This is a genomic window from Arthrobacter oryzae, from assembly GCF_003634095.1.
In the GTDB taxonomy this organism is placed as follows: domain Bacteria; phylum Actinomycetota; class Actinomycetes; order Actinomycetales; family Micrococcaceae; genus Arthrobacter; species Arthrobacter oryzae.
Map to the genome: position 1 here is coordinate 132,771 of NZ_RBIR01000005.1, position 13,337 is coordinate 146,107.

Consider the following 13,337-nt stretch of genomic DNA (forward strand, 5'->3'; position numbering starts at 1 on the left):
CCGCCTCAGATCACGGGGTGCGGCCGCGTCCGGAGTAGGTTGTCAGGCAAGCTCGACGGCGGCGGGCGGCCCCCGGCGGCTATCGGGCCGAAGGTTCCGCCAGGGACGCGGGGCGGAGTCCGCAGGCCAGCAGACGGCCGCCGGCGCGGTGACGGCGTCGGGCAACACCGGCGAGGGGAGTTCGACGAGCGGGCGGAGCCAGGCGGCGAGGGCCCACAGGGCGTCCTCGCCCCGGGCCAGGAGCAGGGCACAGGCAAGAGTGGCCAGGGCGTGGCCGGTCAGCATTAACAGGCCCAGCGAGGAGTCCACCTGATGGGAGTGGAGTTGCATCGGCGTTCCGGCGGGGAAGACAGCCGCTCCGTGGTGATGAGAACCGGCAGCCGGCACTCCTGGAACGGTTCCGCCGAACACGGAAAATGCCTCGTGCAGGGCAACTTGGCCGGCGCCCAGCAGGGCGGATGCCGCCGGGAACTTCAGGTGCAGCCGGGTGGCAGCGGTGCAGGCCAGCCCGGTCAGGGCCACGACGGCCGTCAGGATGCCAGCGCCGGGAAGCTGCCCGCCGGACAGGACGTGGGCCCAAGCTGCCAGCGCGACCGCGGCGGTTGCGAACATGGCCGCACGGAGGGAATGGAAAGGAACCCGGGCGTGGTGTGGTCGCACGGATTCCTCCTGGCCGCTCGCTGTTGGCTGTCTCTCAGCAGATTCTACCGGGCACCGCGGACCAAGGCCGCCGGGGATGAGCCGGTACGGAGCGGGGGACAACGCGGGGACAGAGCGGGAGACAACGCGGAGATGAGCCGGGGCCGCACCGGGAATCAGCGGGCCGCCGGGCCGCGCTGCTAGTCGGTCTCGGGGCCGGAGCAGTAGTGGCAGTCCTCCGGGCAGGAGGCAATGCCGGCGGCACTGGTCTTGGTCCCGGCGGCGATGATGGACGCGGCGCTCGGCTCCTGCGTCCCGGTGGCCAGGCGATCAGCTGTCAGCACGGCCGGCTCCTTCGGGGTCTGCCACGCTCAGTTCGAAGCCGTCGGCCACGTGGAACATCTGCCGGCGGCCGCCCTCGGACACTACCCACACGACGGCGCCGTCACCCGTGCGGTTGTCCACGCGGCCTTCGAGCTCCACGCGGCCGCCCCGGCGGAGGTGGACGGCGTCGCCGATCTCGACGTCGTCCCAAAGGGCGGAGCGGCCGGAGGGCCGATTCTTCTGCAAGGTCATGAGGATTCCTGAGGGTCACGGGGCAACTTGATGTGATCCAGCTAACCGTGGAAGGTCTTGCGGGCTCAATGGTCAAGTGAATGAGGCGTCCGCGTCCCCTTGTGCAGAAGTCCAGTCGCGCGCTGCCTTCCGGCTCAGCCGCGCCTCCTCAGCCACGCAAATGTGGGCGGTGGCGGCGCCGGGATGGCACCGCTTCCTGCGACGCCCGCGGCCGCCCGGCGCCGGCGCAGCTCGAGGGCGAGGCTCTCCTGGCCGCGGGCCATCGCCCAGCGGTGATTGGCGGCGAAGACCGGTTTGAGCAGCCAGCTCAGCCGCCTCAGCAAGGGTTTGGCGGTGCTGACGCGCCAGTCGTAGGTGATGACCGTCTCCGGGCCGTCCGGGTCGAAGGTCCAGCGGCCGGTGCCGTTGAGGTCGCCGGCAGCGGTGAGGGCGAAGCCGCGGCTGGTGACCGGCTCCGTGACCGTAAGCGTCCACTGCAGCGTGTAGGGCAGCCAGCCTTTCGTGTGCAGGCGGACGGGGCGGGGGATGCCTGGCGCGGACTCCGGGGCATCGGCCACCGGCTCGACGCTGAGGTAGACGGACGGCCACCAGCGGGGCAGCGCGGTGGCGTCGCCGAGGACGGCCGCGACCTCCTGCGGCGTGCCCGCCACGCGCCATACGGTCCGGAACTCGTAATCAGCGCTGCCCATCCGGACCTCCAGCCTTGCCCTCGCGGATCCAGCAGATGCGCACGACCGTACTCAGGTGCGGGGAAGCGGTCAACGGGGTGCGGCGGGCCCACGTTTGCGGCGCAGGAATTGGTTGACCCGCAGGAAGAATTCCGCGCCGTCGGACGCGGGGCCCTGCGGAAAGGCCCGGGCAGGGCTCTCCAGCGGGGCAAGCCCCTGGTTTACAGCGGCCTTGGACGCCCGCAAGGATGCCTGCGACATCGCACTCCACCGCCCGGTCAGCTCGGCCACTTCTCCGTGAGCGGCTCCGGCGGGCACCACCGTGCTCACCAGACCGATCGTCAGCGCCTCGGCGGCGGTCAGCAGTCTCCCGCCGTACAGCAGATCCTTGGTCCGGGACGGGCCGATCCGCAGGGACATCCGGGTGGCGAAGGTCGGCGGAATGAGCATGCCCAGCCTTGCGATCGGCATGCCGATCTGCGCCGATGCTTCCAGAACCTGAAGATCGCAGGCGAGGGCCAGTTGGCAGCCGGCACCTGTGGCGATGCCTTGCACCAGGGCCACCGTGGGCACGGGAATGGACTCGATGGCCTGCAACGCCCCCTCGATGGCGGAGAAGGCGTCGGAAACATCGGCGCCGGTGGCGTCCTGCCACTCCCGCAGGTCCGACCCCGAGCAGAACGTCCCGCCGGTGCCGCGTATGACGACCGCGCGGACGGAGGGATCGGTCGCCACGTTGCGCGCCGAGATTTCCAGGGCACGCCACTGGGGGGAACTGAGCGCATTGAATCGTTCACCGGTGCCCACCTCCAGGACGGCGACCCGGCCGGCCGCGGCCGTGGGCGGAAGGTCAAGGTCAAGGTCCTGCTCTGCGGCGGCCGTCACTGGACCGCCCCGCTCAGGCGCAGCGACTGGATCCGGTCCGCGTTCAAGCCCAGCCCCGCCAGAACCTCATCCGTGTCCTGGCCCAGCATCGGCGGGGCCGTTCGGACAGACGGGGGAGTCCTCGTCAGCCGGACGGGGCAGCCCACCACTTTCATGGGGCCCGCTGTCGGGTGCACCAGTTCGGACACCATGTCGCGGGCAAGGACCTGCGGATCCCGCAAAGCCTGGTCCACGGTCTGGATCGGTCCCACCGGGACTCCCGCCGCATCCAGAACAGTCACCCATTCGGCGGTGGTGCGGGCCCGCATGATGTCTTCGAGCAGCGGAATCAGCGTTTCCCGCCGGGCAACCCGGGACGGGTTGGTGGCAAAGCGCTCATCCGCGGCCAGATCGCTGCGGCCGACGGCGGCGGCATACTTGCGCCAGAGGCCGTCATTTCCGACGGCGACCATGACGAATCCGTCCGCGGTGGGGAAGGCCTGGTACGGGGCGATGGTCGGGTGGGCCGATCCGTAGCGCTTGGGGATGTCGCCGCTGGCGAAGTACCCGCTCGAGACGTAGGTCAGCCAGGAGACGGAGCCGTCCAGCAGGCTGATGTCCACCCATTGTCCCGCCCCGGTCCGCTGTTTCTCATGAAGGGCCGCGAGGATGCCGATGGTGGCCCACATGCCGGCCACCAGATCGGCGCTGCTGACGCCCACCCGTACCGGGGGTCCGTCGGTCTCGCCGGTGACGCTCATGATGCCACTGCGCGCCTGGGCGATGGCGTCGTACCCGGCCCGGCCGGCCTCGGGGCCTGTCTGCCCGTATCCGCTGATGGAGGCGTAGACAAGCCCGGGGTTTTCACGCGACAGGTCGTCATAGCCGAGTCCCAGGCGCGCGGCTGTTCCCGGCCTGAAGTTCTCGACCACGACGTCGGCCCGGCGGGCAAGCTCCTGGACGATTTTCAGGCCCTCCGGTGATTTGAGATCCACTGCGAGGCTGCGTTTGTTCCGGTTGACGGCGAGGAAATATGCGGCCTCGTCGCCTTGGAAGGGAGGGCCCCACTGCCTGGTGTCGTCACCGGTTCCGGGCTGTTCAATCTTGATGACGTCGGCACCGAGATCGGCAAGGGTCATGGTGGCAAAGGGGCCGGAGAGAATGCGGGTCAGGTCCAGCACCAGCAGGTCTCCCAGCGCCGTGCCGGGACCGGTCGCGGTGTCCAGCCCGGTTGCCCGCTCGGGAGTGTCGCGTCCCGGCGCGCTCCAGCCAGGGGCGGCGTCGTTGACCACCTCCGTGGCGTGGGCGCTCATACCAGGCCTGCTACACGTTCCGGGGCCGGGGCGGCGAGCGGTTTGGCGAGTTTCGGCAGCAGAATCAATGCGAGCATGCTGATGGCGCAGCAGATGATGATGTAAATGGAGATGGATGTTGAGTCGCCGGTGGCCTGCAGCAGGGCGGCCGCGATGAGCGGGGCCGGTCCGCCGGCCACCACGCTTGCCAGCTGGTAGCCCATGCCCGCACCGGTGTAGCGGATATCGGCGTCGAAACTCTCGGCAATGAGGGCAGCCTGCGGGCCGTACTGCACATCGTGGAGCAGCAGGCTGAGGATGATGGCGAGTCCCACCAGCAGCGCGTTGCCGGTGTTGAGCAGGCCGAAGTAGGGGAAGGCGAAGACGGCGGTCAGGACAATGCCTATGCCGTAGACCCGGCGCCGGCCGAACCTGTCCGAAAGGCGGCCGAAGACCGGAATGCTGATCAGGCCCAGTGCAGCGGCAATGAGGGTGTCATCCAGGATTGAGTTGCTGTTGAGCTTGAGCTGTTTGACTGCATACGTGAGCACAAAAGTGATGAAGAGGTAGAACGGCGCCTGCTCCGAGGTGCGGACCAGAGCCGTCAGCAGGACCTGCTTGGGCTGGCGCTTGAAGACCTCGATCAGAGGGTTCTTGACCACCTTGTTGGCTTTGCGGACAGCCTCAAACTCCGGGCTTTCGACAACGCGCAACCGGACGAACAGGCCCACGCCGATCAGCAGGATGCTGAGGATGAACGGAATCCTCCAGCCGTAGGCGGCGAAGCCCTCCGTGCCCGTGATTCCGGATGTGATCCGGACGACGCCGGTGGAGAGGACAAGCCCGATCGGCACGCCCATCTGCGGCCAGCTGGCGGCGAGTCCGCGGCGCTTCTCGTGGCCCCACTCCATGCTCAGCAGGACCGAGCCGCCCCACTCGCCGCCGACGCCGATTCCCTGGATGATACGCAGCAGCACGAGGATGATCGGTGCGGCGATGCCGATGCTCTGATAGGTCGGGAGCAGGCCGATGAGCACGGTACCGAAAGCCATCAGGAACAGCGTCGCCATCAGCGTCGTCTTGCGCCCGATGCGGTCACCGAAATGCCCGAAGATGGCCGCGCCCACAGGCCGGGCCACGAAGCCGACGAACTGGGTGGCGAACGCCGCCAGGACCCCGGCGAACGCGTTCTGGCCGGGAAAGAACAGCTGCGGGAACACCAGCGCCGCCGCCGTGCCATAGAGGAAAAAGTCGTACCACTCGATCGTGGTCCCGACTACGCTTGCGATCGTGGCACGCCGTACGGCCTGCGCACGGGTCACTTCCTGAACTGTCATCATCACTCCATTGTTCTGACGCATGTGGGCGTGGTGCCCAGGTTGGATTTGTTGTTGCCGGCTAGGCTGCGGCGACGGACGCTAGCGGACCGGAAAGAAGCCGTCCGGCCCCGGGAATGGCCGGCTGGTGGCCGAGTGCCCGGAGGATTTCGTAGGTGGTTGCCGTCGCCGCCGTGACCACCGGGATCCCGAGCGCATCTTCCACTTCCTGGACGGCTGCCAGCGAGGGCATCTGGACGCACGCGGACAGGACCAGGGCGTCGATGCCGGTGTGGTTCAGGCGTGCGGCGATGGACGGCAGCCGGGCCGGATCCAGGCGGCCGACCGCCAGGTTGTCCGCCACCTCTAGGCCGATCACGTCCTGCACCTCGATCCCGGCGCCTTCGATGTAGTCGGCGACCATTTTGGTCAGCTCGGGCAGATAGGGGGTGAGCATGGCGACTTTGCGGGCACCCATGGCCTGCAGGGTCCGGACCAGGGCGCCGGCGCTGCTGGTGACGGGAGCGGGATGCCCGTTCGCGGCGGCCGCCGCGGCGATCACCTCCTCGGAGCCCTCATGCGCCCCGGGGCCCTGTGCCATCACGGCCACCAGGCAGGCGTAGGCGATGACGTCGACGTCGGCGTCGGATACGGCCGTGGCGCATTCCCCGGCCTTGGCCACCATGGCCGCCAGTTCTTCAGGGGTCACGCTCTTCAGGGTCGCCCTGGCGGAGTGGAACGTGTAGGAGTGCCCGCTGGCCTCGGATTGCCGGCGGAACATCTCCGGGAGTTCGGTTTCCATTGTCGTGTTGGAGCTGGGAACGATCAGGCCGATCCTTGAGCTGCCCTCACCGTTTCCGGCCGCCCGGTGGGCGCCTTGTGCTTCAGATGCTGTCATTGCCGCTTCCATATCCCTATCCGGATCTTCATCCGTGTGCCCGTGGCTGACATTAGCTAATCCCACATTGTGGTTTGCAAACCCATCCTGCGGGTTTAACCTGAATGTGTCAACGGTGTTGGCCCCGGAGCGGGGCCGGCTGGCTAGGATGGACATTCACGAAGAAAGTCGGTGGCACGTGGCAGGCGGCAGCACGGTGGCGAAGGAAACGGTGGCGAAAGAACAGGGCGCCGGGACAACTCCGATCCTTGTGCTGCGCAAGGTCAGCGAGATCCTCAACTGCTTCTCCATCGAGGCGCCCGAGCCGACCCTTCAGCAGATCGCGCGCACCACCGGACTGCCCGCCAGCACATGCCAGCGGCTGGTCCAGAACATGGTCCGCGAAGGGTTCCTGGACCGCGACGGTGACCGCTACAGGATCGGCCTGCGGATGGTCCAGTGGGCAGCCCCCGGCACCCTGGGCCTCGATGTGGTCAGGCTGGTCCGGCCCGTCCTTCAAGAACTCCGGGACGCCACCGGCGAATCGGCCTGCCTGTACATGCGCGACGGCGCCTTCCGCACGGTGGTGGCCGTGGCGGAGACCCGTCACGTCGTCATGCGCCCCTTCCTGGTCGGTCAGGTCATGCCGATACACGCCGGCGCGCCGGGGAAGATTTTCCTCGCCTTCGATCCCGGCGCCCGGGAAGCCCTGCTCGGTACGGACCTCACCCGGTTCACGCCGTCCACCCCGGTCAGCTGGACGCAGCTGGATGAGCAGGCCGAACTCGCCCGCCAGCAGGGATTCTTTGCTGCCTTCGGTGAGCGCAACAGCGACGTCGGGTCGATCAGCGCGCCCGTGTTCCGGTATGACGGCCAGCTCGCCGCGGTCCTGGGCCTCGGCTTTCCGATCCAGCGCGTCAGCAGCGACGACGTCCCGAGGTTGGGGCCGATCGTCGCCGCCGCGGGCAAAGCGGCTAGCGCCGCTCTGGGATACCGGGCCCCGGACCAGGGCTGACACGCCAACACCCCGGTCCGCAGGCCGGCGTGCAGGCGCCCATTCGTGCCTTCAGGAATCGGACCCCGGGGGTGGAAACTGGGGGGCCGCGCTCCTAGTGGCGTCGCGTGCTCTGCCGGGCCACGAGCTCCGGAGTGAACACCACCTGGCTGTGGACGTGCTCCTCCGCGTTGTCGATTTCGTCAAAAAGGAGCTCGGCGGCGCGCTCGCCGATTAGATGCCTCGGCTGGCTGATTGAGCTCAGTGGAATGCTCGATTGGGACGCGAAGTCAATGTCGTCAAAGCCGACAATCGCGATGTCCTCGGGCACCCGGAGTTCGTTGGCGGCGAACGATTGCAGGAGCCCCAACGCCAGCTGGTCGTTGGCGGCAAATACGGCGTCCGGCCGTTTGGCGGGCTGGAGATTGCTGATGAGATCGCCAATCTGGCGCCCGCGCTCAAATTTCAGATCGGGGGTTTCGAACAATTGAAGGCTGACCCCTGCCCGTGCCGCGGCATCGGCGGCACCCTGATAGCGGTCTTCGACCTGCTGCAGCGTGAACGGGCCGCCGACGAACGCCGGGCGCACCGAGCCGGCGTCCAGGAGGTGGGTGAGGGCCGTCGCGCCACCGGCGACGTCGTCCACCGAGACCGAACAGAACTGATCGTTGCGGGCGAGCCGGTCAACGAGCACCGAGGGGATGCCCCGCGAACGCATGGTTTCGAGCCGTTGAAGCACCTGTCCGAACGGCGTGATCAGGACGCCCTGGACCCGCTGCTGCTCGAACAGGTCCAGATAGGCCAGCTCCCGCCCGCTGTCCTCGGCGCTGTTCGCCAGGATCAGTGAGTGCTTGTGGGCTTCGGCCACGTTCTCGGCCCCGAGGGCCACATCGGTGAAGAAGGGGTTGCGGACATCCAGCACCAGCATCCCGAGGCTCCTGGTGGACCCGGAGCGCAGGGACCGCGCTGATTCATTGCGCACGAATCCCAGCTGGTCGATGGCGGCCAGGACGCGGCTTTTCTTGTCCGGTGACACCTGTTCCGGCCGGTTAAGCACGTTCGACACAGTGCCGACGGAGACGCCCGCCAGGGCGGCGACATCCTTCAGCTTTGCACCCGGCACGTTGGGCATCCTGAGCCTCCCCACTTCTGAATCGAATCAATCCGCTTCATCAATGTTACGTCGTTCACATTGGCCGTCCGGCTGTTTGCTTCTTGACACGCCTCGGAAACACGCTCTAACGTGTGAGGAGGTTCACAAATGAATCGATTCATTACAAAGGAGTAACGGACATGGCCGAAGCACAGGACGCCACAGTTCGGAGCATCCGCAGGGCCGACCCGGCCGAGGTTCCGCTGCTGGAACTGCGGGATATCCACAAGTCCTTCGGAGCGGTCCACGCGCTGCGGGGCGCCAGCCTGAGCCTGTACCGCGGTCAGGTCACCGCCCTGGTCGGAGAAAACGGCGCCGGCAAATCCACCCTGGTCAAGACCCTCGCGGGGCTGCACCAGCAGGACCGCGGCGAGGTTTTGCTCGATGGTGACGCGGTCTCGTTCCGCGATCCGCTCCATGCCCGCGAAGCGGGGATTGCGGTCATCTACCAGGAACCGACCATGTTCCCGGATCTCACCGTCGCCGAGAACATCTTCATGGGCCGGCAGCCGCTGCGCTCCCTGCGCCGAATCGACCGCAAGGCGATGCGCCAGCAGGCGCTGGAGCTTTTTGCGCAGCTGGGGGTCAAAATCGATCCCGACCGGGCCGCCCAAGGCCTCTCGATTGCCGATCAGCAGGTGGTGGAGATCGCCAAGGCCATTTCCCTCGATGCCCGGGTCCTGATCATGGACGAACCGACGGCGGCTCTCAGCGGCGTCGAAGTTGACCGGCTTTTCGCGGTCACCCGCACCCTGCAGGCCCAGGGGGCCGCCGTGCTGTTCATCTCCCACCGCTTCGAGGAGGTCTTCGCCCTGGCGGACTGGATCACCGTGATGCGCGACGGCGCGCACGTCGCCACTGCCCCGGCCGCCGAGCTGACGGTTGACGGCGTGATCCGGCAGATGGTCGGCCGCGACGTCGCGTCCCTGTTCCCGAAACAGGAAACGCAGATCGGGGGCGCCGCCCTCGAGGTGAGGGGACTGAGCCGCAAGGGCGTCTTCTCGGACATTTCCTTCACCGTGAAGGAAGGCGAAATCGTCGGCCTGAGCGGCTTGGTCGGCGCCGGGCGGTCCGAGGTGGCGCGGGCCGTCTTCGGCATCGACAAATACGATTCCGGCGAAGTCCTGGTCCGCAACGAGCCGCTGAAGTCCTTGTCGCCCCGGGCCTCGATGGCCGCCGGGCTCGCGTTCGTGCCGGAAGACCGGCGCAAGCAGGGCCTCGTCATGGAGCTGAACGTCAGCCGCAACCTCACGCTGACGCTCCGGCGGAAACTGAGCCGCTTCGGCCTCCTCACCAACCAGGCCGAGGCCCAGGCCACCACCGAATGGGCTAAGAAACTCCAGATCAAGGCGGGGTCGCCGACGTCCCCGATCTCGACTCTCTCAGGCGGCAACCAGCAGAAGGTCGTCCTGGGCAAGTGGCTGGCCACCGGCCCGAAAATCCTGATCATCGACGAACCCACCCGCGGAATCGACGTCGGCACCAAGGCCGAGGTCCACCGGCTCATTTCCGAGCTCGCGGGCACGGGACTGGCCGTCCTCATGATCTCCTCGGAGTTGCCCGAGATCCTGGGCATGTCGGACCGCGTGCTGGTAATGCACGAGGGACGGATCACCGCAGAACTTAGTCGCAAGGACGCCACGGAGGAATCGGTCATGACGGCCGCCACGGGAGTCGACCCGATAACCAAGGAGACAACAGCGTGACCACCCTAACCCTGCAACGTCAGCCGTCCACGGCATGGCTGGGGACGTTGACCCGATCCCGTGAATTCAGCGTGTTCCTCGCGCTGGTCATCCTGATCGCCGTCACGGTAGCGGCCAACCCCCGGTTCTTGAGCGGCCAAAGCATCAAAGACTTGCTTCTGAACTCCTCGATCCTCGTGATCCTCGCCGTCGGGCAGGCCATCGTGATCGTGACGAAGAATGTGGACCTGTCGGTCGGATCAGTGCTCGGCCTGACGGCCTTCGCGACAGGAAAAATCTTCATCGCGCTGCCCGATCTTCCCGTGATCGCCATGCTGGTTATCGGCGTCGCCATCGGTGCCGTGCTGGGGGCCATCAACGGAGCCCTGATCGCAGTGGCCAAGGTGCCGGCCCTGGTGGTCACCCTGGGCACCTTGTATATCTTCCGCGGCGTTGACTTCGCCTGGGCCCAAGGTCAGCAGATTAACCCCTCTGACCTCCCGGCAGACTTCCTGGCCCTCGGTGCCGGCACCCTGCTCGGATTCCCCTATCTGGCCCTGATCGCCCTCGCGGTGGTGATGGCTTTCGGCCTCTACCTGAAGAACCTGCGCTCCGGACGGGAGTTCTACGCCGTCGGATCTGACGTCCAGGCCGCCCGCCTGTACGGCATCCGGGTCGGGCGGAAGGTCTTCTCCGCCTTCGTGATCTCCGGCGCCCTCGCCGGACTCGGCGGGGTGATCTACGCAGCCAAGTACGGCAACCTGGACGCGACGGCGGGCCAAGGCCTGGAACTGAACGTCGTGGCCGCGGCCGTGGTCGGCGGGGTGGCCATCGCCGGCGGCGTCGGCACCGTCTACGGGGCCGCCCTCGGCGCCATCCTCCTGACCACCATTACCTCTGCCCTCCCGGTCCTGGGCGTCTCGCCGTTCTGGCAGCGGGCCATGATCGGCGTCCTGATCCTGGCCTCGATCGTCCTGGACCGATACCTTGCCCTGCGCACCGAGCGCCGTCTGAGAGGACACGATTCACATGCTGGTTGATACAGCACCGCCGGCAGCAGAAACCCGCCGCGCCCCCCGCTTCGGCTTCCTGCGCAGCTGGGACACCGCCATCATTCTGGCCCTCGTGGCCAGCATCATCGTCGCCTCCCTGACCGTCAGCGGTTTCGCCACGTCCCGCAACGTCGGGTTCCTCCTCATCGACGTGATCCCGGTCCTGCTGCTGGCGCTGCCGATGACGCTGATCATCATCACCGGTGAGATCGACCTCTCCGTCGCCAGCATCGCAGGCTTCGTCAGCTGCGTGTTCGGAGCGCTCTGGAACGCCGGGATGCCCATGGAGACGATTATTCCGTTGTGCCTTGTCCTTGGCGCCGTATCCGGGGCGCTGAACGGTTTCCTCGTCTCCGTGGTGGGCCTTCCGTCGCTGGCCGTGACCATCGGCACCCTGGCGTTGTACCGCGGGCTTGCCTTTGTCGTCCTGGGGGACCAGGCCGTCACCAGCTTCCCTCGGGCCATCACCACGGGCCTGCAGGCAAAGATCGGCACCACGGGCATTCCCGTCTGGATCCTGCCGGTCATTGTCCTGGTCATCGTCTTCGGTGTCGCCCTGCACTTCACCGGCTTCGGCCGCTCCCTCTTCGCCATCGGTTACAGCGTCGACGCCGCCAGGTTCTCAGGAATCGGCGTCGCCCGGACCAAATTCTGGCTGTTCGTCATCTCCGGCACCATCGCGGCGCTGGTCGGCGTGTGGTGGACCCTGCGGTACGGAAGCGCACGCGGTGACAACGCCACGGGCCTGGAACTGTCCGTCATCGCCGCGGTGCTCCTCGGCGGCGTGTCCATCTTTGGCGGCAAAGGCACGCTGCCCGGCGTGATCGCCGGCGTCGGGCTGCTCGCCATCCTGCGCAACGCCCTCCAGCTGGCCAGTGTCCCCGAGGACACCCTGTCCATGCTCACCGGCGGCCTGCTGATCCTGGCCGTCGTCGCGCCCAACGCCATCACCTGGCTCCGATCCCTCTCCCGAAAAGCTCCAACGACCTGACCACCGTCCACACCACAACAACAACGACGTTCAGTTGAAAGGCACCACTATGAAATTCATGTCCACCACCGGGTCCCGCCGCCTCGCGCCGGCCTACATCGCCGCCGCCACGGGACTCGCGCTGGCGCTGAGCGCCTGCGGCGGAACCACCAACACCTCCAGCACCGCCGGCGGCGGAGCCGCCTCCTCCTCCAGCGCCGCGGCGGATCCGAACGCCCCGATCAAGGAAGGCCTGAAAGTGGCCTTCCTGCCTAAGCAGCTGAACAACTCCTACTTCACCGTCACCGACCGCGGCGGCAAGGCTGCGGTCGGTGAGTACAAGGGCGTCTTCTCCGAGGTGGGTCCGTCCGAAGCCAGCGCCTCCAGCCAGGTGAGCTACATCAACACGCTCACGCAGCAGGGCTCCAACGTCATCGCAACCTCGGCCAACGATCCCAAGGCCATCTGTTCGGCACTGGACGAGGCCCGCAGCGCCGGGGCGAAGGTTGTCACCTTCGACTCCGACACCGACCCCTCCTGCCGCGACCTTTACATCAACCAGGCCACCGCGGAAGGCATCGCGTCCACCCAGATCAAGCTCATCTCCGACGCCATCGGTCCCGACGGCGGGGACATCGCCATTCTGTCCGCCACAGCGAACGCCACGAACCAGAACGCGTGGATTGAGCTGATGAAGAAGGAACTCCAGAAGCCCGAGTACGCAAAGCTCAAGCTTGTCGCGACGGCTTACGGCGATGACAACGCCCAGAAGTCCCAGCAGGAAGTCCAGGCACTCCTCCAGGCCCACCCCACACTGAAGGGCATCATCTCGCCCACGACTGTCGGCATTGCCGCTGCGGCCCAGTACCTGTCCGGCTCCGAATACAAGGGCAAGGTGCAGCTGACCGGCCTCGGCTTCCCGAGCCAGCTCAAGGAGTTCCTGAAGAACGGCACCATGAAGTCCTTCGCCCTGTGGGACGTTGAAAAGCTCGGCTACCTCGCCGCCTACGCCGGTGCGGCCCTCGCCTCAGGCCAGATCACCGGTGCCGAAGGCCAGACGTTCAAGGCAGGCACCCTGGGCGAATTCAAGGTCGGCCCCAACGCCACCGTTCTGCTCGGCGAGCCCACCGTCTTTACCGCCGCGAACGTGGACAAGTACAACTTCTAGGCACTCCCGCTCCGGCGCTGGTGTCACGATCAGCGCCGGAGTTTGGCAGGACCAATTCGCAGAATACTTTTGTCTAAATGAAT

At 67.0% G+C, this 13,337-nt stretch carries 14 protein-coding genes; 5 read left to right on the forward strand and 9 right to left on the reverse strand.

What is annotated here, in order from left to right; genetic code table 11:
- Positions 1–42: 42 nt before the first annotated feature.
- From C8D78_RS12965 to C8D78_RS12995, 8 genes are all read right to left on the reverse strand, one after another.
- A complete protein-coding gene (locus C8D78_RS12965; RefSeq protein WP_120954288.1) occupies positions 43–660 on the reverse strand; it encodes a hypothetical protein in 618 nt (205 codons plus the stop codon).
- Positions 661–839: 179 nt separating this feature from the next.
- On the reverse strand, positions 840–983 hold the full coding sequence (locus C8D78_RS19705; protein ID WP_167467907.1) for a hypothetical protein: 144 nt from the start codon (positions 981–983) through the stop codon (positions 840–842).
- Positions 970–1,215, reverse strand: coding sequence for a hypothetical protein (locus C8D78_RS12970; RefSeq protein ID WP_120954289.1), 246 nt, complete (start codon positions 1,213–1,215; stop codon positions 970–972). Before C8D78_RS12970 ends, C8D78_RS19705 begins: the two co-directional genes overlap by 14 nt.
- 134 nt (positions 1,216–1,349) lie before the next feature.
- A complete protein-coding gene (locus C8D78_RS12975) occupies positions 1,350–1,904 on the reverse strand; it encodes an SRPBCC family protein (RefSeq protein ID WP_120954290.1) in 555 nt (184 codons plus the stop codon).
- A 69-nt stretch (positions 1,905–1,973) separates the two neighbouring features.
- Positions 1,974–2,768 carry an enoyl-CoA hydratase/isomerase family protein gene (locus C8D78_RS12980; protein WP_120954291.1) on the reverse strand — a complete coding sequence of 265 codons (795 nt, stop codon included), beginning with the start codon at positions 2,766–2,768 and terminating at the stop codon, positions 1,974–1,976.
- Positions 2,765–4,060 (reverse strand): CaiB/BaiF CoA transferase family protein, encoded by a 1,296-nt coding sequence (locus C8D78_RS12985; protein ID WP_120954292.1) that lies wholly within the window; start codon positions 4,058–4,060, stop codon positions 2,765–2,767. Before C8D78_RS12985 ends, C8D78_RS12980 begins: the two co-directional genes overlap by 4 nt.
- A complete protein-coding gene (locus C8D78_RS12990; RefSeq protein ID WP_120954293.1) occupies positions 4,057–5,379 on the reverse strand; it encodes an MFS transporter in 1,323 nt (440 codons plus the stop codon). Before C8D78_RS12990 ends, C8D78_RS12985 begins: the two co-directional genes overlap by 4 nt.
- A 58-nt stretch (positions 5,380–5,437) precedes the next feature.
- Positions 5,438–6,253 (reverse strand): maleate cis-trans isomerase family protein, encoded by an 816-nt coding sequence (locus C8D78_RS12995; protein WP_120954294.1) that lies wholly within the window; start codon positions 6,251–6,253, stop codon positions 5,438–5,440.
- Positions 6,254–6,431: 178 nt separating this feature from the next.
- Between C8D78_RS12995 and C8D78_RS13000 the strand changes: the two genes are divergently transcribed.
- Positions 6,432–7,247 (forward strand): IclR family transcriptional regulator, encoded by an 816-nt coding sequence (locus tag C8D78_RS13000; protein WP_244208389.1) that lies wholly within the window; start codon positions 6,432–6,434, stop codon positions 7,245–7,247.
- Positions 7,248–7,341: 94 nt separating this feature from the next.
- On the opposite strand, the gene C8D78_RS13005 is transcribed toward C8D78_RS13000, so the two are convergent.
- On the reverse strand, positions 7,342–8,349 hold the full coding sequence (locus C8D78_RS13005; protein ID WP_244208390.1) for a LacI family DNA-binding transcriptional regulator: 1,008 nt from the start codon (positions 8,347–8,349) through the stop codon (positions 7,342–7,344).
- Between the two features lie 170 nt (positions 8,350–8,519).
- Here C8D78_RS13005 and C8D78_RS13010 point away from each other — a divergent pair, with 170 nt between their 5' ends.
- The 4 genes from C8D78_RS13010 to rhaS are packed head-to-tail and all read left to right on the forward strand — an operon-like array spanning position 8,520 to position 13,254.
- Positions 8,520–10,085 (forward strand): sugar ABC transporter ATP-binding protein, encoded by a 1,566-nt coding sequence (locus C8D78_RS13010; RefSeq protein WP_120954296.1) that lies wholly within the window; start codon positions 8,520–8,522, stop codon positions 10,083–10,085.
- Entirely contained in the window at positions 10,082–11,104 is a 1,023-nt protein-coding gene (locus C8D78_RS13015; RefSeq protein ID WP_120954297.1) for an ABC transporter permease, read from the forward strand. The genes C8D78_RS13010 and C8D78_RS13015 overlap by 4 nt, the downstream gene beginning before the upstream one ends.
- Positions 11,094–12,107, forward strand: a complete 1,014-nt coding sequence (locus C8D78_RS13020) for an ABC transporter permease (protein WP_120954298.1) — start codon at positions 11,094–11,096, stop codon at positions 12,105–12,107. The genes C8D78_RS13015 and C8D78_RS13020 overlap by 11 nt, the downstream gene beginning before the upstream one ends.
- Before the next feature lie 58 nt (positions 12,108–12,165).
- Positions 12,166–13,254: a rhamnose ABC transporter substrate-binding protein gene (gene rhaS / locus C8D78_RS13025; protein ID WP_425266702.1), complete on the forward strand. Its 1,089-nt coding sequence runs from the start codon at positions 12,166–12,168 to the stop codon at positions 13,252–13,254.
- Positions 13,255–13,337 lie beyond the last annotated feature (83 nt).

Bases quoted from the DNA above. Each gene is read 5' to 3' on its own strand.
- C8D78_RS12970 (WP_120954289.1), bottom strand. From the start codon at position 1,215: ATGACCTTGCAGAAGAATCGGCCCTCCGGCCGCTCCGCCCTTTGGGAC.
- C8D78_RS12975 (WP_120954290.1), bottom strand. From the start codon at position 1,904: ATGGGCAGCGCTGATTACGAGTTCCGGACCGTATGGCGCGTGGCGGGC.
- C8D78_RS12985 (WP_120954292.1), bottom strand. From the start codon at position 4,060: ATGAGCGCCCACGCCACGGAGGTGGTCAACGACGCCGCCCCTGGCTGG.
- C8D78_RS12990 (WP_120954293.1), bottom strand. From the start codon at position 5,379: ATGATGACAGTTCAGGAAGTGACCCGTGCGCAGGCCGTACGGCGTGCC.
- C8D78_RS12995 (WP_120954294.1), bottom strand. From the start codon at position 6,253: ATGACAGCATCTGAAGCACAAGGCGCCCACCGGGCGGCCGGAAACGGT.
- C8D78_RS13010 (WP_120954296.1), top strand. From the start codon at position 8,520: ATGGCCGAAGCACAGGACGCCACAGTTCGGAGCATCCGCAGGGCCGAC.
- C8D78_RS13020 (WP_120954298.1), top strand. From the start codon at position 11,094: ATGCTGGTTGATACAGCACCGCCGGCAGCAGAAACCCGCCGCGCCCCC.
- rhaS (WP_425266702.1), top strand. From the start codon at position 12,166: ATGTCCACCACCGGGTCCCGCCGCCTCGCGCCGGCCTACATCGCCGCC.